This is a genomic window from Micromonospora sp. NPDC050695 (assembly GCF_040654415.1).
Classification (GTDB): domain Bacteria; phylum Actinomycetota; class Actinomycetes; order Mycobacteriales; family Micromonosporaceae; genus Micromonospora.
In genome coordinates, this window is record NZ_JBFAHZ010000013.1 from 99,917 (window position 1) to 117,164 (window position 17,248).

At 73.2% G+C, this 17,248-nt stretch carries 19 protein-coding genes; 8 read left to right on the top strand and 11 right to left on the bottom strand.

Annotated elements, in window-relative coordinates; translation table 11 throughout:
• Positions 1-192: 192 nt before the first annotated feature.
• The gene (locus tag AB0H52_RS13020; RefSeq protein ID WP_192580550.1) at positions 193-741 is read right to left on the bottom strand and encodes a DoxX family membrane protein; all 549 of its coding nucleotides are present in this window, start codon (positions 739-741) and stop codon (positions 193-195) included.
• Between the two features lie 190 nt (positions 742-931).
• Here AB0H52_RS13020 and AB0H52_RS13025 point away from each other — a divergent pair, with 190 nt between their 5' ends.
• Together AB0H52_RS13025 and AB0H52_RS13030 are read left to right on the top strand one after the other, a co-directional pair.
• Positions 932-1,621, top strand: a complete 690-nt coding sequence (locus AB0H52_RS13025) for a CBS domain-containing protein (protein WP_357947109.1) — start codon at positions 932-934, stop codon at positions 1,619-1,621.
• Between the two features lie 165 nt (positions 1,622-1,786).
• Positions 1,787-2,731 (top strand): TerC family protein, encoded by a 945-nt coding sequence (locus tag AB0H52_RS13030; protein WP_357947112.1) that lies wholly within the window; start codon positions 1,787-1,789, stop codon positions 2,729-2,731.
• Positions 2,732-2,776: 45 nt separating this feature from the next.
• Here the strand turns inward: AB0H52_RS13030 and AB0H52_RS13035 are convergent, their stop codons facing one another.
• The 5 genes from AB0H52_RS13035 to AB0H52_RS13055 all read right to left on the bottom strand — a co-directional run bounded on the left by AB0H52_RS13035 (position 2,777) and on the right by AB0H52_RS13055 (position 5,165).
• Positions 2,777-3,502 (bottom strand): helical backbone metal receptor, encoded by a 726-nt coding sequence (locus AB0H52_RS13035; protein ID WP_151490867.1) that lies wholly within the window; start codon positions 3,500-3,502, stop codon positions 2,777-2,779.
• Positions 3,503-3,564: 62 nt separating this feature from the next.
• Positions 3,565-4,119, bottom strand: a complete 555-nt coding sequence (locus AB0H52_RS13040; RefSeq protein ID WP_357947115.1) for a hypothetical protein — start codon at positions 4,117-4,119, stop codon at positions 3,565-3,567.
• A complete protein-coding gene (locus AB0H52_RS13045) occupies positions 4,116-4,634 on the bottom strand; it encodes a DUF6286 domain-containing protein (RefSeq protein WP_151490864.1) in 519 nt (172 codons plus the stop codon). Before AB0H52_RS13045 ends, AB0H52_RS13040 begins: the two co-directional genes overlap by 4 nt.
• Position 4,635: 1 nt before the next feature.
• The gene (locus AB0H52_RS13050) at positions 4,636-4,980 is read right to left on the bottom strand and encodes an Asp23/Gls24 family envelope stress response protein (RefSeq protein ID WP_151490863.1); all 345 of its coding nucleotides are present in this window, start codon (positions 4,978-4,980) and stop codon (positions 4,636-4,638) included.
• Complete coding sequence (locus AB0H52_RS13055) at positions 4,977-5,165, bottom strand: hypothetical protein (protein ID WP_151490862.1); 189 nt, start codon at positions 5,163-5,165, stop codon at positions 4,977-4,979. Before AB0H52_RS13055 ends, AB0H52_RS13050 begins: the two co-directional genes overlap by 4 nt.
• 165 nt (positions 5,166-5,330) lie before the next feature.
• On the opposite strand from AB0H52_RS13055, the gene AB0H52_RS13060 reads away from it, so the two are divergent.
• Both AB0H52_RS13060 and AB0H52_RS13065 read left to right on the top strand, forming a co-directional pair.
• Positions 5,331-6,215: a DUF2726 domain-containing protein gene (locus AB0H52_RS13060; RefSeq protein WP_151490861.1), complete on the top strand. Its 885-nt coding sequence runs from the start codon at positions 5,331-5,333 to the stop codon at positions 6,213-6,215.
• Between the two features lie 283 nt (positions 6,216-6,498).
• The gene (locus tag AB0H52_RS13065) at positions 6,499-7,788 is read left to right on the top strand and encodes a hypothetical protein (RefSeq protein WP_151490860.1); all 1,290 of its coding nucleotides are present in this window, start codon (positions 6,499-6,501) and stop codon (positions 7,786-7,788) included.
• 137 nt (positions 7,789-7,925) lie between these two features.
• Here AB0H52_RS13065 and AB0H52_RS13070 read toward each other — a convergent pair whose 3' ends face one another.
• Positions 7,926-8,273, bottom strand: a complete 348-nt coding sequence (locus AB0H52_RS13070) for an Lsr2 family protein (protein ID WP_139586539.1) — start codon at positions 8,271-8,273, stop codon at positions 7,926-7,928.
• Between the two features lie 156 nt (positions 8,274-8,429).
• Complete coding sequence (locus AB0H52_RS13075; protein ID WP_255473706.1) at positions 8,430-9,038, bottom strand: response regulator transcription factor; 609 nt, start codon at positions 9,036-9,038, stop codon at positions 8,430-8,432.
• A 224-nt stretch (positions 9,039-9,262) separates the two neighbouring features.
• On the opposite strand from AB0H52_RS13075, the gene lon reads away from it, so the two are divergent.
• Both lon and AB0H52_RS13085 read left to right on the top strand, forming a co-directional pair.
• A complete protein-coding gene (gene lon / locus AB0H52_RS13080) occupies positions 9,263-11,593 on the top strand; it encodes an endopeptidase La (RefSeq protein ID WP_357947122.1) in 2,331 nt (776 codons plus the stop codon).
• A gap of 130 nt (positions 11,594-11,723) precedes the next feature.
• Positions 11,724-11,951: a hypothetical protein gene (locus AB0H52_RS13085; RefSeq protein ID WP_151490857.1), complete on the top strand. Its 228-nt coding sequence runs from the start codon at positions 11,724-11,726 to the stop codon at positions 11,949-11,951.
• Between the two features lie 48 nt (positions 11,952-11,999).
• Here AB0H52_RS13085 and AB0H52_RS13090 read toward each other — a convergent pair whose 3' ends face one another.
• Both AB0H52_RS13090 and AB0H52_RS13095 read right to left on the bottom strand, forming a co-directional pair.
• Entirely contained in the window at positions 12,000-13,733 is a 1,734-nt protein-coding gene (locus tag AB0H52_RS13090) for a DEAD/DEAH box helicase (RefSeq protein WP_357947125.1), read from the bottom strand.
• A gap of 176 nt (positions 13,734-13,909) precedes the next feature.
• Positions 13,910-14,209 (bottom strand): hypothetical protein, encoded by a 300-nt coding sequence (locus AB0H52_RS13095; RefSeq protein ID WP_192580337.1) that lies wholly within the window; start codon positions 14,207-14,209, stop codon positions 13,910-13,912.
• 437 nt (positions 14,210-14,646) lie between these two features.
• Here AB0H52_RS13095 and AB0H52_RS13100 point away from each other — a divergent pair, with 437 nt between their 5' ends.
• A complete protein-coding gene (locus tag AB0H52_RS13100; protein ID WP_151490855.1) occupies positions 14,647-15,165 on the top strand; it encodes a 2'-5' RNA ligase family protein in 519 nt (172 codons plus the stop codon).
• A 153-nt stretch (positions 15,166-15,318) separates the two neighbouring features.
• Complete coding sequence (locus AB0H52_RS13105) at positions 15,319-15,909, top strand: hypothetical protein (protein WP_151490854.1); 591 nt, start codon at positions 15,319-15,321, stop codon at positions 15,907-15,909.
• A 96-nt stretch (positions 15,910-16,005) separates the two neighbouring features.
• Here AB0H52_RS13105 and AB0H52_RS13110 read toward each other — a convergent pair whose 3' ends face one another.
• Positions 16,006-17,121 carry a hypothetical protein gene (locus AB0H52_RS13110; protein WP_357947129.1) on the bottom strand — a complete coding sequence of 372 codons (1,116 nt, stop codon included), beginning with the start codon at positions 17,119-17,121 and terminating at the stop codon, positions 16,006-16,008.
• Positions 17,122-17,248 lie beyond the last annotated feature (127 nt).

Sequence of the window (17,248 nt, forward strand, 5' to 3'; positions counted from 1 at the left end):
GTCCGCGCGTCGACGATGCCACTACATCCAGGATCGAGCACGATCTTGGCGCGGGGCGCGGGGCGCGGGGCGCGGGGCGCGGGGCGCGGGGCGCGGGGCGCGGGGCGCGGTGCGCGGTGCGCGGTGCGCGGTGCGCGGTGCGCGGTTTGGCGGGCGTCGCCCGGATGGGGACGCCCGCCGTGTAGTGGTGGGTCAGCGAAGCCAGGGGAGGCGGTGCACGATCGGCAGCTTCGCCCAGAGTCGCCCGAGGCCCCACGTGTCGCCGGCGTTGACCAGTGCCAGCACCGCGAGCACCGCGGCGTAGATCAGGTGGTCGTCCATGAAGGGGTTGTTCTCCGGGGGCAGCACGGCGGTCCACATGAGGACCAGCAGCAGCCCACCGGCCACCGCGGCGACCCGCATGCCGATGCCCAGCAGGAGGGCGACGCCGATCCCGGCCAGACCGATCATGAACAGCCAGTCCGCCCAGGCGGCCCCGGCGATCCCGGCGTAGAGGTCCTGGAACGGACCAGCGACGCCGAAGGTGAGGAAGCCCTTGGTGGGGCTGCCGCCGTTGATCCAGGCGTTCTTCGACTCGGTGGCCAGTCCGAGGCCGAACAGCTTGTCGATGAACGCCCAGAGGAAGATCCAGCCGAGCGCCAGCCGGGTGCCGGCCAGGACGTACCGGACGGCCCTCTCCCGGGTGCCGGCTGCCGGAGTGTTGGCGGTGACCCGCTCGATCGTCGCGGTCATGGTGTCCACGTCCCTTCTCTGCCTCGCACCGCGCTTCCCGGTGGCACCTTCAGCGCACTCCCGCCGCGCCGTGCGCGGCAGGGCCGACCGGACCGCGTCGATCCGGGACCTTGGACCCGGTCCGGCCTGGTCCGGTGCCTCTGACCGCGACCGTCGTACGGCCGTAGCGTCCGAGGTGGATGACGAGAGGGAGGTCGTGATGAGGACCTGGCAGGTGGGTGACGTGATGACGCGGGAGGTCACGACCGTGGTGGCCGACACTCCGTACCGGGAGATCGTCGACGTGTTGCTGCGCCGTGGCGTCAGCGCGGCGCCGGTGATCGACGGGTTCCGCAGGGTGCTGGGTCTGGTGTCCGAGGCTGACCTTCTGCATCGCATCGAACATGCCGGGGAGCCAGCGCAGCGGCGCGTCTTCGAGAGCCGCCGCCGGCGGGGTGCCCGGGGCAAGGGTGCGGCGCTGCTGGCCGGTGACCTGATGACGGCGCCGGCGGTCACCACGTACCCGGAGGCGACGCTGTCGGCGGCCGCCCGGCTGATGGACCGCGAGCAGGTCAAGAGGTTGCCGGTGCTCGACGACCTCGGCCGGCTGGTCGGCATCGTGAGCCGCGCCGACCTGCTGCGGGTGCATCTGCGCTCGGACGCCGAGATCCGGGAGGACGTGGTGCAGGAGGTGCTGCGTCGGGTGCTCGCGGTGCGGGACGGCCTGGTCACCGTGGAGGTTAGCCATGGTGAGGTCACCCTCGCCGGTCGGGTGGACCACCGCTCCGCCGTCGACCTCGCCGGCCGGCTCGCGGCCCAGGTCAGTGGCGTCGTCCGGGTGACCAACGCGATCGCGTACGACACCGACGACACGGTCACGGACCCCGGCCAGGTGATGCCGGTCGCGTGAGCGCCCGCCGGCCCGGCGACCCGCCCGCCCGGGGCCGGGGGCGGGGATGCACAGGTCGAGTTGCTCGGAGCGCCGACGTCGGGCGGGTCGCTCGCCTAGGCTCGGGAGCGGCCGGCCGGCATGGTCGCGGGGCGGCGCGCGGTGGTCGATGCCGGGGGGCGCCGGGTGGGTGAGGCGACGGTCGCGGTGCCCCTGTGGGCGTGGGCGGCCGTCGGCGCGGTGATCGCGGTGATGCTCGCGGTCGACGTGCTGTCGCATCGGGACAACCACGTCATCGGGCTGCGTGAGGCGCTGCTGTGGAGCGCCGTCTGGGTGGGGGCGGGCCTGCTGTTCGGGCTGGTCGTCTGGTTCGGCCTGGGTGGCGACCCGGCCATCGCGTATTACTCCGGCTACCTGCTGGAGAAGGCGCTGTCGGTGGACAACGTCTTCGTCTTCGCGCTGCTGTTCGGCTACTTCCGGGTGCCCGACGGCTATCAGCACAAGGTGTTGTTCTGGGGCGTCGTGGGGGCGCTCGGCTTCCGACTGCTGTTCATCTTCGCCGGTGCCGAGTTGTTGGAGCGGCTCACCTGGGCGGGGGTCGTGCTGGGGGCGTTTCTGATCTGGACCGGTTGGCGGCTGGCCGTACGCGGGGAGCCGGACGTCGCCCCGGACCGCAACCCGGTCGTGCGGCTGTTCCGGCGGGTGGTGCCCACCGACGCCCGATACCACGGCGACCGTTTCACCGCCCGGGTCGACGGGCGACGGGTGGCGACGCTGCTGCTGGTGACGCTGGTCGCGATCGAGGCCACCGACATCGTCTTCGCGATCGACTCGGTGGCGGCGATCCTGGCCATCACCACCAACACGTTCCTGCTCTGGACGGCCACCGCGTTCGCCGTGCTGGGGCTGCGCAGCCTGTACTTCTGCCTGGCCGGTCTGTTGCGGCACTTCGCCTACCTGCGTTACGGGCTGGCCCTGGTGCTCGCGTTCGCGGGGGCGAAGCTGATCCTGGCCGAGACGCCGGTGGGCAAGCTGCCGATCTGGCTGACCCTCGCGGTGGTGGTGCTGAGCCTGGCCGCGTCCATCGGCGCCAGCGTCGTGGCCGCCAGACGCGCCCGCGCCGCCGGCTGAGGAACGCCGGGTCAGTGCCCGCGCCGCCGGCCGAGGAGCGCCGGGTCAGTGGGCGCGGACCGGCCGGGACAGCTGGTCGGCCAGCAGCGCGGGCGCCTCGGCCAGGGACGGGCCGTACCAGGTGAGGTGCCGGCCGGAGACCAGAGCGCAGGGTACGTCGGGGAACGCCTCCGGCCCGTCGTCGGCGGTGAAGAGGTACGGCTCGTCGGGCAGCACCACCAGCTCCGGTGATCGGTCGCGCAGATCGTCGAGGCTGGGGCGGGGATAGCGTTCGGGATGCTCGTCGTAGGCGTTGATCACGCCGAGCCGGCGCAGCACGTCGCCGGCGAACGTGTCGCCGCCGAGCACCACCCACGGCCGCCGCCAGACCGGCACCACCGCCCGGCGGGCAGGTGCGAGCCGGGGCGGGTCGGCCCAGGCCTGTCTCGCGGCCGTCAGCCAGGCCGGTTCGGCCGGCGCGCCGAGTTCGGTCAGCAGCTCGCCCAGCTCGGTCAACGCCCCGGGGACGGTGCGCGGATAGGTGACGCGTACCGGCACGCCGGCCGCGCGCAGGGCGTCGGCGTCGGCCCGCCGGTTCTCCTCCACGTTGAGCAGCACCAGGTCGGGTCGTAGGGCGCGGACCCGGTCCAGGTCGGGGTATTTGCTGCCGCCGACGCGGGCGACGTCCAGATCGGCCGGGTGGCTGCACCAGTCCGTGGCGCCGACCAGTGTCCCGGGGAGGGTCAGCGCGACGGCCTCGGTCAGTGACGGCACCAGCGACACCACCCGCACCCCGCGTACCTCCGTCCGCCGCCCGTGCACCGATCATGCCCGGCGGGTCGGCGTGGCGCCGGTCAGGGTCGTCCGGTCTCGATCCGGGCGGTCACGTCGAGGTGCGCGGGTTGGCAGCCGGCGGTCGCGGCGAACCGGCGGACCGCGGCGTGGACGTGCTCGCGTACGCCGGCCGCCCTGGCGTCGGCGGTCAGGTCCACCCGGATCCACACGTCGGGGTGGGGTGGCGCGCCGGTGAGCACCACGCGGGCCGCTCGTACGGCGGGGTCGCCGGTCAGGTCGCGTTCCAGCGCCTGGGTGAGGAGGTCGGCGGCCAGCCGGGTGCGGCCGGGGCGGCGGCCGGGGCGGCTCAGGGTGCCGCGCAGCGCCTGCCCGCGCAGTTCCCGGGCCAACAGGCGCTGTCCGGCGAGGGCGAGCAGTGTGCCCGCGACCACCACGGCCAGGGTGCTGAACGGCGCGGCCAGGTGCCACCGGTCCCGCAGACCGGCGGGGAGCAGCGGCGCGCCAGGGTCACCGCCGGGCAGGTCGCCGAAGCTGGCCGCCAGTGCCACCGCGCCGCCGGCCACCAGCAGCAGCGCGATGACCGTCCACAGGAGTCGGTGTGCGGCGTTGCTCACGCCGGTCGTCCGCGCTGGAGCAGCCGCACGTCGATCCGGCCGGTCCTCGGCGCGGCGAGTCGGCGCAGTTCCTGACGGACCGCGTACTCGACCTCGCCGCGGGCGGCCGGGTCGCCGCTGGCCCGCACCCGGGGCCGCCACTGGCCGCCGTGGCGGCGAATCCGGACCCGGGCCCGGTGGACGCCGGCGACGGCGGCCGCCGCGTCGGCCAGCCGTCGTTCCAGGCAGCGGCGGTGCAGGTGCCAGCCGTCGGGCTCGTCGGCGCTCAGTCGTACCGGCGTCCACCGGCGCACCTGGGCGACGAGGATGAACAGGCCGAGCAGCAGCGCCGCGCCGGCCACCGCCCGCACCGACGGGTCACGCCATCGGGTGCCGGACAGCGTGGCGTACCAGGCGTCGTGGTCGAGCAGCGGGCGGTCCAGGGTGGTCAGCAGCGCCTGCGCGGCGAGCAGGACCCCGCCGGCCAGCAGGACGACGGCCAGCAGCAGGGAGGCGACGCGGTTGGCGGCGCGCATCTCAGCCGCCGGCTCTCTGGCCGGTCGATCCGGCGCCGTCGACCCCGGGGACGAGCAGGTCGTCGACCGTGACCGTCACCGCCGCCACGGTGAGGCCGGTGTCGGCGTGCACGCGGTCGGCGACCGCCGCCCGGACCGCCTCGGCGACCGCCGGGACGCTGTGGCCGTACCAGGTGATGAGGTGCAGGTCGAGGCCCACGGACCGGTCGTCCAGGCGGACCATGGCCGGGCGGACGCCGCACACCCCGGGCACCCGGCCGGCGGCCTCGACCGCGATGCGGGTGACCTTCGCCGAGTCGGTCGGGACGAGGCCGCTCGCGGTCCCGGTCGTCGGGCGGGCGGTCATCGGTGCCGCCGAGGGCCGACGCGGTCGCCCAGCCCGGTGACCGCGACGTCGCCGTCGAGCACCCGGACGACCAGCCAGCCGAGCAGGCCGGCGAGCACGGCGAGGCCGGCGGTGCCCGGGCCGGCGAGCGCCCAGACCGACACCACGAGGAACCCGGCGAGGAAGCCGAACTGTTGTCGCGACATGGCGTCACCTCCCGGCCGGTGCGGTACCGGCGATGCCGCTGGATACCCGACGGCCACCCCCGGAACGTCGCGCGACTGTGATCCCGGTCACAGCGCGGCGCGAAGCGCCATGATCGACCACCTAGACTCGGCCCGGCCCGACCGACCGGCGGATGGATCAGGCAGATGACGAGCACCGGCAGCGACGACCGCGGCTGGCTGCGGGCGGCGCCCGCCGACGGCGGGGGGACGCTGCTCAGCCGTGCCGGCCACCGGGTGTATCCGGCGCGTCGACTCAGCGACCTCGTCCAGGGACGCCCGCCGGGTGTCACCGGCAGCCAGTGGAGTTCGGCGAGCCGGGCCGCGTTCGACTTCGTGGTCTGCGCCGCCGACACCGGGTGCCCGGTCGTCGCCGTGGAGATCGGCCCGGTGCCGCCCGCGGGTTCGGCGGAGCAGCGCGCCGAGCGGCTGAAGGATGCGGTGAGCGCGGCGGTGGGGCTGCCGGTGCTGCGGATCGGGTCGCCGACGTTGCGGGCCGGCGAGCACGGCCGACGCCTGGTGGAGTACGTGATCGACGCGCGGGACTACGCGGCGGGCGCCACCGGGTCGAGCGCCGGCGCGGACGAGCCAGCCCCGGTGGGCTTCCGGGACATCCTCGGCCGGCTGCCGGACGGCCGTACCGGGCCGGTGAACGACCTCGGCGCGCTGACCCGGGCGGCCGCGGTCGAGGCGTACGTGGCCGGGCGGCTGGCCGACCCGATCGTGCGTGGGCTGCACGTGCGCTGGGCGGACGGGCCGGCGCAGGGGTGGAGCTGGGTGCAGGTGCGCCCGGACGTGTGCCTCGTCGAGCGGGTCTCGGTGATCGAGCACCGGTTCTCCTGCGGTATCGGCGCGGCCCGGCTGGCCGAGGACCTCGCCACGGTCGCTGTCGGTGAGCGGCTGCGCACCGCCGGGGCCGACGGCGCGGAGCTGGTGCCGCGCGCCGAACTCACGGCGCGGATCGCCGACCTGAGCCGGCGCCGCGACGAACTGGTCGGCGGGTTCGCCTTCGACCACCTGTGCGCCGACTGACCGGCGTCCGTTTTCCCAGCTGATCCGGCTCCGCGCTGGCTCGCGACAATTTTCCTGTGCGGTGGTTGAACCATCCCCGTCGCGGTCCCGTACTCCTGCGCGAATGAAGAGGATCTCCCCATCCGCGTCGACCTGACGCGGAGGACGGTGCGGAAAGGGCATCGTCGGCCGTCGACACATCACCGGGTAGGTCGTGGTGGCCGCCGTTGACGCGTGCCATCTCAAATCCGTCGGTCCGCCGAGGGCAGGAATCCAGTACCGGATCGAGAAGGAGAGCAATTCGATGCGCAGGTCCACACGGGCGCGCCGGTCTTCCGGCAACGCGCGGAGCAAGCGTCTGCTGGCCGTTGTCGGCACGCTGGTGGTCTTCGGCGGAGTTGTCGCCGTGACCCAGATTTCCTCGGCCCAGGATCGGCGGACTAACAAGCCCCGCCCGGCTGCCGGGCAGTGCGTGGAACCGAGTCCGGGCGCGACCGCGCCGAGTGGAAACGGTTCGACCAGCCGGACCTGGCAGAACGGCCGGTGGGTGCGCAATCACTGGGGTGACGGGCAGCAGTCGGTCCCCGAGTGCGAGGACGGCAAGGACGGCACGGTCGGCACCGGTTCCGCCGTCGCCTGCCCGGACGTGGCGTCGAAGCTGCCGCAGGTGCCGGAGCGGGCGCGGGGCGAGGTGGACCGCAACCTCGCCCAGTTGACGACCCAGATCGCCGAGGCCGACCGCCGGCTCGCCGCCGAGGGCAGCAAGGGTGAGGCGTTCATCCGCAGTGCGATCCTCCAACCGCTGGCCGGCAAGCGCCGCGCGGTGCTGGACCGCATCACGACCGCCATCGACCGGGTCGGGCCCCGCCCGCAGGGTCTGTCGCAGCTCGCCGAGTGTCAGGTGCAGCCGACCGGCAGCAACGGCGGGAACACCGGCGGCGGGAACACCGGCGGCGGCAACAACAACGGCGGCAACAACAACGGTGGCAACAACGGCGGTGGGAACAACAACGGCGGCGGGAACACCGGTGGCAACGCCCCCGGTGCCGGGCTCGGTGTGCTGGCCAACGACTGTGACGAGAGCCAGCTTCAGCCGCACGACGGCTTCCAGAACGGCAACCGCTGCGTGAGCACCGAGTTCGGTGAGGTCGGCGCGGCCGCCAACAACCCCTCCCTGCTGATCACCCAGTTCCCCCAGCAGGTGGGCCGCAACCAGGCGTTCACCCTCCGGGTCAGCACCCGCAACCTGGTCCGGGACCGCTTCCTGGCCGCCGGCCAGGGCGGGTACTACGTGGAGAGCTCGCTGCTCAACGACCAGGGCCTGGTCCGGGGCCACTTCCACACCGCGTGCCGGATGCTGGACAGCCTGACCACCCCGCCGGAGCCGCAGGAGGTGCCCGCGTTCTTCGTGGCCACCGAGGACGGTCGTGGTGGCGCCCAGCCGGACGAGGTGACCATCCAGATCCCGGGTCTGCCGGAGTCGGGCACCGCGCAGTGTTCGGTCTGGGCCGGTGACGGTTCGCACCGCCTGCCGATGATGGAGCGGGCCAACCAGACGCCGGCGTTCGACTCGGTGCGTATCGCGGTCAACTGAGTCGCAGGACGACGGGCGGCGGCCGGTCACCCGGGGCGACAGCCCGGGGTGACCGGCCGCCGCCCGTCGTATCGGTGCTCCGACAATCTGACGGGGCCACGCCGTTTCCGGCGGGACCCCGTCCGCGTGTCGTCCAGTCAGCGGTTCTTGTACGCCTCAACGACCTCAACCGGGATCCGGCCCCGTTCGGAAATCTTGTAGCCGTTCTTGACGGCCCACTCCCGGATGGCCCGGTTCTGCTCCCGATCCATTCCCGCGCCGCTGGGCCGGCCCGGCCGCCGAACGGTCCGGGTGTTCTCCACGGCACCTCGCCCGATGCGCCGTCCCGCATTGATGTACGGATCCAGCGCCTTGCGTAGGACGCCGGCATTCTCGTCCGAGACGTCGATCGTGTAGGCCACGCCGTCGAGACTGAACTCGACCGTCCGGTCGGCCTTCCCGCCGTCGAGGTCGTCGGTCAGGACCGTGATTACTTTTCTCGCCATTGCCGATTACTCCCTGTGTGTGGCGGGATGTGTCCAAAGTCTGACCTACTACCCGGGGAAACCGCAACAATATGCGTCGCTTTCATTTCGGCGAGTCGTGATTCGGCACGTCGGGGGAAAACCGGAATCGGCGCCGAATCGCGGGGTGGCGGTGGCTCATTCGCCGAGCAGGCCGGCCCGACCGGCCACGGCGGCCGCCTCCGCCCGGTTGGACACCCGCAGCTTGCGCAGTAGCGCGGCGGTCATCCGTTTCACCGTCCGCTCCGAGACGTGCAGTTCCTCGCCGATATCGACGGTGTTGCGGCCGGCGGCTATCGCGCGCAGCAGCCGGCGCTCCCCGCCGTCCAGGTCGACCGGTGTGGCGCGCGAGGGGCCCAGCAGGACGCGCAGCAGTTCCGCCGGCAGCACCGCCCACCCGTCGAGGATGGCCAGCAGCGGAGGCAGCAGTTCCTCCGGCTCGCTGGTCTTGGGCAGATATCCCTCGGCGCCGGCCCGCAGCGCGTCGAGTGTCGGTGCCGAATCGGCGGATCGGGACATCGCGACCACCCGTACCCGTGGGGTGGTGCGCCGGATCGCCGCCACCGCCCCGACGCCACCGGGTGGTGGCAGGTGCAGGTCGACCAGGACGAGGTCCGGGTGGCAGCGGCTGACCAGGCCCGCCGCGGCGGTGGCGTCGCGGGTCGAGCCGACCACCTCGACGCGGCCGTCGGTGGTCACCGGGAGCAGCAGTTCCAGGCCGCGGACGAAGAGGGGTTGGTCGTCCACGACCGCGAGTCGAATGGTGGTGCCGTCCGGCATGTCTGCGCCGTTCCCCGACGGGTGCCGATCATGCCGCGACGCCCCGATGGGTGGAACGGGGCCGGTTGCGACGCCTGCCCGGTGTGCCGATCCGACGGGCTGGAGAGTGGTCTGGGTCACAGCCCGGAACAAGGGGAACGCTTTGTTACTTGAGTGAGACACGCTCAACTCAACGCGATAGCAGGTGTTCGATGGCAACTCTTCCGGTACTTCCCCTGACCGACGCCGTGCTGCTGCCCGGCATGGTCATCCCGGTGACCCTCGACCCGACCACCCAGGCCGCCATCGACGCGGCACGGGCGACCGGCGACCGCAAGCTGCTGGCCGTGCCGCGTATCGACGGCGAGTACGGCCCGGTCGGCGTGGTCGCCACCATCGAGAAGGTCGGCCGGCTGCCCGAGGGTGAGCCCGCCGCCGTCATCCGTGGCCTGTCCCGGGCCCGGATCGGCTCCGGCGTGCCCGGCCCCGGCGCCGCACTCTGGGTCGAGGCGACCGAACTCGACGAACCCGCCCCCGCCGGCAAGGCCCGCGAACTCGCCCGCGAGTACCGCGCCCTGGTGACCTCCGTGCTCCAGCAGCGGGGCGCCTGGCAGGTCATCGACGCGGTGGAGCGGATGACCGACCTGTCCGAGCTGGCCGACTCGGCCGGCTACGCGCCCTGGCTGACCCTGGACCAGAAGACCGAGCTGCTCGCCGCGCCGGACGTCACCGCCCGGCTGGAGCTGCTGGTCGGCTGGGTCAAGGACTACCTGGCCGAGCAGGAGGTCACCGAGCAGATCAACAGTGACGTCCGCGAGGGGCTGGAGAAGTCCCAGCGGGAGTTCCTGCTGCGCCAGCAGCTCGCCGCGATCCGTAAGGAGCTGGGCGAGGACGAGCCGGACGGCTCGGCGGACTACCGCAGCCGGGTGGAGAGCGCCGAGCTGCCGGACAAGGTCCGCGAGGCGGCCATGCGTGAGGTCGGCAAGCTGGAGCGGGCCAGTGACGCCTCCCCGGAGGCGGGCTGGATCCGCACCTGGCTGGACACCGTCCTCGAGATGCCGTGGGGCACGCGTACCGAGGACAACACCGACCTGGCCGCGGCCCGGGCGGTGCTCGACGCCGACCACGCCGGCCTGGCCGACGTGAAGGACCGCATCCTGGAGTACCTGGCGGTGCGCAACCGTCGCGCCGAGCGCAACCTCGGCGTGGTCGGCGGTCGCGGCTCCGGTGCGGTGCTCGCCCTCGCCGGTCCTCCCGGAGTGGGCAAGACGAGCCTCGGCGAGTCCGTCGCCCGGGCGCTCGGGCGCAACTTCGTCCGGGTCTCCCTGGGCGGTGTCCGCGACGAGGCGGAGATCCGCGGTCACCGGCGCACCTACGTCGGCGCGCTGCCCGGCCGGATCGTCCGCGCGCTGCGCGAGGCCGGCTCGATGAACCCGGTCGTGCTCCTCGACGAGGTGGACAAGGTGTCCGCGGGCTACGCCGGTGACCCGGCCGCCGCCCTGCTGGAGGTGCTCGACCCGGCCCAGAACCACACCTTCCGGGACCACTACCTGGAGGTCGACCTGGACCTGTCCGACGTGCTCTTCCTGGCCACCGCGAACGTGGTGGAGTCGATCCCCGGCCCGCTGCTGGACCGGATGGAGCTGGTCATGCTGGACGGGTACACGGAGGACGAGAAGGTCGCCATCGCCCGGGACCACCTGCTGCCCCGGCAGCGGGAGCGGGCCGGGCTGACCGCCGACGAGGTGACCGTCGCCGACGAGGCGTTGGCGCTGATCGCGGGGGAGTACACCCGCGAGGCCGGTGTCCGGCAGCTCGAACGTGCCCTCGCGAAGATCCTGCGCAAGGTGACGGTGACGTTGGCGACCGACCCGACGCCGGTACGCGTCGACACCGACAACCTCACCGGCTACCTGGGTCGACCGAAGTTCACCCCGGAGTCGGCCGAGCGGACCGCGGTGCCCGGCGTGGCCACCGGCCTCGCCGTCACCGGCGCCGGCGGGGACGTGCTCTTCATCGAGGCGACGAGCATGGAGGGCGAGCCGGGGCTGACCCTGACCGGCCAGCTCGGCGACGTGATGAAGGAGTCGGCGCACATCGCCCTGTCGTACCTGCGCTCCAACGGGCGCCGGCTCGGCATCGACCCGAACGCCCTGGCGGGACGCCGGATCCACCTGCACGTCCCGGCGGGCGCGGTGCCCAAGGACGGCCCGAGCGCCGGCATCACCATGGTGACGGCACTGGCGTCGCTGGTCACCGGCCGCCCGGTCCGCCCCGAGTTCGGGATGACCGGTGAGGTGACGCTCTCCGGTCGGGTGCTGCCGATCGGTGGGGTGAAGCAGAAGCTGCTCGCCGCGCACCGGGCCGGCCTCACCGAGGTCATCATCCCGGCGCGCAACGAGCCGGACCTGGACGACCTGCCGGCCGAGGTGCGCGAGGCGCTGACCGTGCACACCCTGGCCGACGTGGCCGACGTGCTCGCCCTGGCGCTGCACCCGGCCGACGTCCAGGCACTGGACGGTCCGGCGCTCTTCACGGTCTGACGCTCCGAACCCGATGACCCCCGCCGTCTTCCGACGGCGGGGGTCATCGATGTACGCGCATGGGGGCTACTGTCTCGCGTGAACGCTCAGCTGCCTCCGCCGCGAGGCGGTCCCCCTGGAGGAAACCCCCGTGAACGTCGTGCTCTGGGTCATCCAGATCCTGCTCGCCGTCATCTTCGCCGCCGTCGGGCTGGTCATCGTCATGGTCGGGGGCATCCTGGTGCACCTGCGCGACCGGAAGAAGCGCGACACGGCGGCGGAGCGTCGGATGGAGATCCAGGGCGCGATCACCTGCGCGGTCCTGCTCGTCCTCGCCGCGGTGGTGGCGTGGGGCCGCTTCGGCCCGTACTCCTTCTGATCGACAGCGCCGGCGACCGTCGTACCCCGGCGGTCGCCGGCGGCGTGCTCAGCGCTGGTCGCCACCGCGGTCGCGACGCACCGTGGCCTTGCGGCCCTTGATCGTGCTGGAGCGCAACCCGGAGATCACCTCGTCGGCCACCCCCTGCGGCACCTCCACCAGCGAGAACCGGTCGGCGATCTCGATCGAGCCGATGTCCCGGCCGCGGATCCCGGTCTCCCCGGTGATGGCGCCGACCAGGTCCTGCGGGCGTACGCCGGCACGTCGGCCCAGGCCGACGAAGACCTGGACGGTGTTGCCGCCGGCCGACCGCGGCCGCCCTGCGCCGCGCCGGTCGCCGCCCCGGCCGCCGGTCTCCGGTCGACCCTCGCGCGGCCCGCGCACCGGCGCCTGCGGGATCTCCTCCTCGTCGTCGGAGCCCGGCGACGTCACCTCGTGTGCCAGCTTCACGGCGGCGAGCGCGACCTCCATCAGGTCGAACTCGTCGGTCAGCGTCTCCACGATCACCCGGAACGGGTCCAGGTCGTCCTCCAGCAGGCTCTCCCGCAGCGCCGCCTGGGTCAGCTCCAGCCGACGGGTACGCATGTCCGCCACGGTGGGAATCTTGTCGATGGTGATCCGCTGGCCGGTCACCCGCTCGATGGTCTTGAGCATCCGGTGTTCGCGCGGCTCGGCGAGGGTGATCGCCACACCCTCCCGCCCGGCCCGGCCCACCCGGCCGATGCGGTGCACGTACGACTCCGGGGCCGACGGCACGTCGTAGTTGACCACGTGGGTGAGCTGCTCGACGTCCAGCCCACGGGCCGCAACGTCGGTGGCCACCAGCAGGTCGGCGGTGCCGGCGCGCAGCCGGCCCATCACCCGGTCGCGCTGCTCCTGGCTCATCCCGCCGTGCAGCGCCTCGGAACGGTAGCCCCGGCCGTTCATCGTCTCGGTCAGCCGGTCCACCTCCTCCCGGCTGCGGCAGAAGATGATCGCGGCGGTCGGCGACTCGACGTCCAGAACCCGGCCCAGCGCGGCCGGTTTGTGCGCCCGCGTCACGATGTACGCGCTCTGCCGCACCCGGGGCGCCTCACCGGCGACCGTCTGCTCCCGGCCGATCTCGATCCGGACCGGCTCGCGCAGGTGCTGGCGGGCCATCCCGTCGATCCGCGACGGCATGGTGGCCGAGAAGAGCACCGTCTGGCGCTGCGCCGGGGCGTGCTCCAGGATCGCCTCGATGTCCTCGGCGAAGCCCATGTCGAGCATCTCGTCGGCCTCGTCGAGCACCACCGTGGCCAGGCCACCGAGACGCAGGGTGCCCCGCGCGATGTGGTCGAGGGCCCGACCCGGGGTGGCCACCACCACGTCCACGCCGCTGTCGAGGGCCCGCAGCTGCCGCCCGATCGGCTGCCCCCCGTAGATCGGCAGCACCCGCGCACCCAGGTCCTTGCCGTAGCGGTGGAACGCCTCGGACACCTGCACCGCCAGCTCCCGCGTCGGCACCAGCACCAGCGCCACCGGGTCCCCACCGTCGCGGTGCGCCACCATCCGGTGCAGCAGCGGCAGCGCGAACGCCGCCGTCTTACCGGTGCCGGTGGCCGCCTGACCCAGCAGGTCCCGGCCGTCCAGCAGCGGCGGGATGGCCTCCCGCTGGATGGGGGTCGGCTCCTCGTAACCGAGGGCGGCCAGGGCGCCCAGCAGTTCGGCGCGCAACCCGAGCTCCGTGAAGGCGTTCGCCTCGTCGGTGCCGTCGGGGGTGGTGTCGGTCGGTGCGTCGTGCTGTGCAGGTGCGGAACTCATGGGTCAAGCCTTTCATCACGCCGTCGGGGCCGCTGCGCCGACCGGCACAAGAGCGCCCCGGCCGCCCCCGGCACCCCGCACGATCCGCGCAACTTCGGTGATGGTGCTGCCTCTGTGACGCCTGAGGCAGCCCATCACCGCAACTGCGCGGATCGTGGCGGTGGTCGGCGTCCGGGTCAGGTGGTGGTCAGGATCGCCAGGATCATCCCGCCGAGGGCGGCGTCGAGCACGAGGGCGGCCACCTCCGGCCGGGCCAGTGCGCCGGCAACACCCAGGGCCGTGCCGGCCACCTCCCAGAGTGGCCCGAGCAGCACCATCCCGGCGACCATCGCCAGCGCCATCTCGGCGAGATGCCACAGCAGCCGCCGGGTGCCGTGGGAGGGCGCCGCGTCGGAGGGTGCCGACTGCGCGGTGGGCAGCGAGCCGGGCTGCCGTACGGGGATTGCGGTGTCCGCGTACATCCGTGTCTTCTCCATGCCGTTGACCCTGCCGGCGTCTCGGTGCGAGGGGCAGGCGCGTCCGTCACGGAAAAGCTGTGCGGGGCGCACGGTCCGACCGTGACAACTCGCACGGGTGGGTCGGGCGCGGGCCGGTCCTAGGACCGACGCGTGGCGAGCGAGACGGTGATTCCCCGGGCGGACCGCCGGCTGCACCGTGCTCGCCGGGCGACGCTGCCGTCGCTGGCCACCGGTGTGTGGGCGAGTGTGCTGCTGCCCGCGATCGGCCTGACCCGGGAGCCGGACCGCAGCCGCGTCCCGACCCGACCGGCTACCGGGATCGCGCCCAGGCGACGAACCGGTCGTCGAGGTCGGCCGCCGTCGTGCCGTGGTGCTGCTCGGCGGCCTCGTCCCGCAGGGTCATCAGGTAGGCCACCACCCCTACCGCCGGGGCCGATCCCGCTAGCGTGTCGGGGGTGCGCACGGTGGAACTGGTCTGCTCAGCGGGGTTGGACGCCGCGATCCGGACGGTCTGGAGTCGGTTGGCGGCCGCCAGGTTGCCCAGCCTCGCCCGCACCATTCATCCGACCAACCGGCCTCATCTGACCCTCGCCGCCGTCGACGACTTCCCGGTCGGCGTCGGACACCGCCTGGCCGAGCTGTTCGACGCCGCGCTGCCGGTGCCGGTCGCGCTCGACCGGGTCGTCGTCCTCGACGGCAGCGCCCCGCTGGTCTGGCTCGTACGACCCACACCGGCGCTGACCGCGCTGCACGCCGCGGTCTGGGACGTCCTCGCCGAGGCCGCCGGGCAGCGCCCCTGGCACGCTCCGGGAGCGTGGGTGCCGCACCTCAGCCTGGCGCTGCGGTTCCGCGACGCGGACCTGCGGCTGGCCCGCGCCGTGACCGGTGGCCAGCGCCCGACGGGCTCGTTCGACGCGGCGCGCAGCTACGACGGCACGGACCGGACGGTGACCCCGCTGACCCGGCTCCGTTAGTCGGCGCGCGCGTTATCGATGCCTGTCGCACCGTGGCCATCGTCCGTGCCGAGGGGTCACGTGGTGCAGGTAATAGGTGTCGCAAATGGGCCGTGACCTGGCCTTTTGTGCCCTGCCGACCTATGGTGGGCCTACCTCAGCGTCGTGGTGTGGATGGTGTTCCTGTCATCGCTGACCTGGGCGCGAGTGCGCCGCCGCGGCGATGAGTCTGCTACCGCTTCCCTCCCGAGGGCGCTGATCGAGGGTAACGCCGTGGTGGCATCGGAGGGGAAGGAACCGCGACCGGTGACGAGCGAACGATCAGCCCCGAGAAGCCGCGACCCGGCCGATGACCCGCGTCACGAGGTGGAGCGGCGCATGGAGCAGCGCCTCGACGCCCTTGAACGGCTGATCGACGCCAAGCTGGCACATGTCAACACCAAGATCGACGCGCAGGCAGCGCAGGTCGGGCTGGCCCTCGCGTCGGCCGACAAGGCGGTGACGAAGTCGGAGACCGCCACCGAGAAGCGCTTCGAGAGTGTCAACGAGTTCCGGCAGGCCCTCTCCGACCAGACCAAGACGTTCATTGCCCGGGTCGAGTTCGAGGTGGTGCGGGACAGCCACGCCGGGCTGATCACCGATCTGGCCAGTCGAATGGACAAGCTCGAGGGCAAGGGTGTCGGACTCAACGCCGGCTGGGTCTATCTGGTCGGCGGGCTCACGGTCGTCGCCACGGTGGTGGGTCTTGTTCTGGCGTTCGCCTAGGTCATCTCCCGTCGAGGCCCGGTTACGCGCCCGGCGAATCGCGCTGTCCGAACGGCCCGGAGTTCGTGCCCTCCGGGCCGTCGGAAATCCGTCACGTCAGCGGTAGAAGCGCCCGTAGTCGAACTCGGCGGTGACCGCCGGGTCGGCGCCGCCGTGCGCGACCAGCCCGATCCGGGGAGTGGTGTCGGCCGGGAACGTCCACACCGCACCCCACGTCCAGGTACGCCCGTCGCGGCTGGACCCGGCCCGGTACTCGTGCTCGCCGGTGGACGGGTCGACGTGGTGCGCCAGCCGCAGCCAGGTGGTGGTGGCCGGGGTGCCGACGATGCTGCCGCCGTACACCGGCTGGCCGGCCAAGGGCAGCTCGTAGCCGTACTCGACCTGCCGGGTGTTCCAGATCGCCACCTGCGTCAGCCGGGCGAAGCGGTCGTCGTCCACGTAGGCGACGAGCCCGGCCTGCTGGTAGTTGCGCACCGTCTCCTCGCCCAGGTCCAGCGTCACGGTCGTCTCCGCGACGTAGTCGCCGCGCGGGGCGTCACGCAGCAGCACGCCCGCCGTGTTGCCGGTGCCGGTCAGGTCGGCGGCCTGCACCGGCCAGCGCAGCGCGCCGTCGGCCACGGTCGCCGCCGGGTCCTCGCGGACCCACTGCCAGCCGTCGTCCAGCCCGTCGCGGAACTCGTCGGAGTACGCCGGCAGCGGCGCGCCGACCCGCGGCTCGGGCACCGGCCGTCGAGCCGGCTGGTACAGCCGCGCCACGCTGACGTTGTCGAACTCGGCCGTGCCGCCGGTGGCCGTCAACCCGGGTCGGCCGGCCGCCGGGCGGTCCAGCCGCAGCGACACCACGGCGAGCTGGTCACCGAGGCGGGCGGGGCTCAGCTCGGCGGTGACCTGCTGTCCGCGTACCTCGATGGCCAGGTTGTGTCGGGTGCCCAGGTCGAGCCCGGCAGGCAGCGGCGTGCTGGCCTGGCGGCGGCCGTCGCGGGCGACCAGCCGGCCGGCGGCCGCGTCGACCCGGACCTCGACCCGGTCGCCGAGGGTGACCCCGGCGCTTGTCGCGCCGGTGAGCCGCAGGTCGGCTTCCGCGCGCACGTCGCCGCCGACCGTGGTACGGCTGGTGAGCGCGCCGCTGCCGCCGAGTCGGCCGTCGCGGACCCGCCACTGGCCGGCGCGCTGCCAGCCGACGAGGCTCGCGCTGTCGAAGCGCTCGCTCACGGGCCGGCGGTGAGAGTCCGCGGCACTGATTCGTTGACGACATCACCTCCAAAGGTGCTCTACCCGAGGCCCTCACCCCGCCGCGTTCAACCCTCGTACGCGGATCGGCGAGTGCGACCTCCCGCTC

Coding starts and splice junctions, on each gene's coding strand:
- AB0H52_RS13025 (WP_357947109.1), top strand. CDS start 932: ATGAGGACCTGGCAGGTGGGTGACGTGATGACGCGGGAGGTCACGACC.
- AB0H52_RS13045 (WP_151490864.1), bottom strand. CDS start 4,634: ATGCGCGCCGCCAACCGCGTCGCCTCCCTGCTGCTGGCCGTCGTCCTG.
- AB0H52_RS13050 (WP_151490863.1), bottom strand. CDS start 4,980: ATGACCGCCCGCCCGACGACCGGGACCGCGAGCGGCCTCGTCCCGACC.
- AB0H52_RS13055 (WP_151490862.1), bottom strand. CDS start 5,165: ATGTCGCGACAACAGTTCGGCTTCCTCGCCGGGTTCCTCGTGGTGTCG.
- AB0H52_RS13060 (WP_151490861.1), top strand. CDS start 5,331: ATGACGAGCACCGGCAGCGACGACCGCGGCTGGCTGCGGGCGGCGCCC.
- AB0H52_RS13065 (WP_151490860.1), top strand. CDS start 6,499: ATGCGCAGGTCCACACGGGCGCGCCGGTCTTCCGGCAACGCGCGGAGC.
- AB0H52_RS13070 (WP_139586539.1), bottom strand. CDS start 8,273: ATGGCGAGAAAAGTAATCACGGTCCTGACCGACGACCTCGACGGCGGG.
- lon (WP_357947122.1), top strand. CDS start 9,263: ATGGCAACTCTTCCGGTACTTCCCCTGACCGACGCCGTGCTGCTGCCC.
- AB0H52_RS13090 (WP_357947125.1), bottom strand. CDS start 13,733: ATGAGTTCCGCACCTGCACAGCACGACGCACCGACCGACACCACCCCC.
- AB0H52_RS13095 (WP_192580337.1), bottom strand. CDS start 14,209: ATGGAGAAGACACGGATGTACGCGGACACCGCAATCCCCGTACGGCAG.
- AB0H52_RS13105 (WP_151490854.1), top strand. CDS start 15,319: ATGGTGTTCCTGTCATCGCTGACCTGGGCGCGAGTGCGCCGCCGCGGC.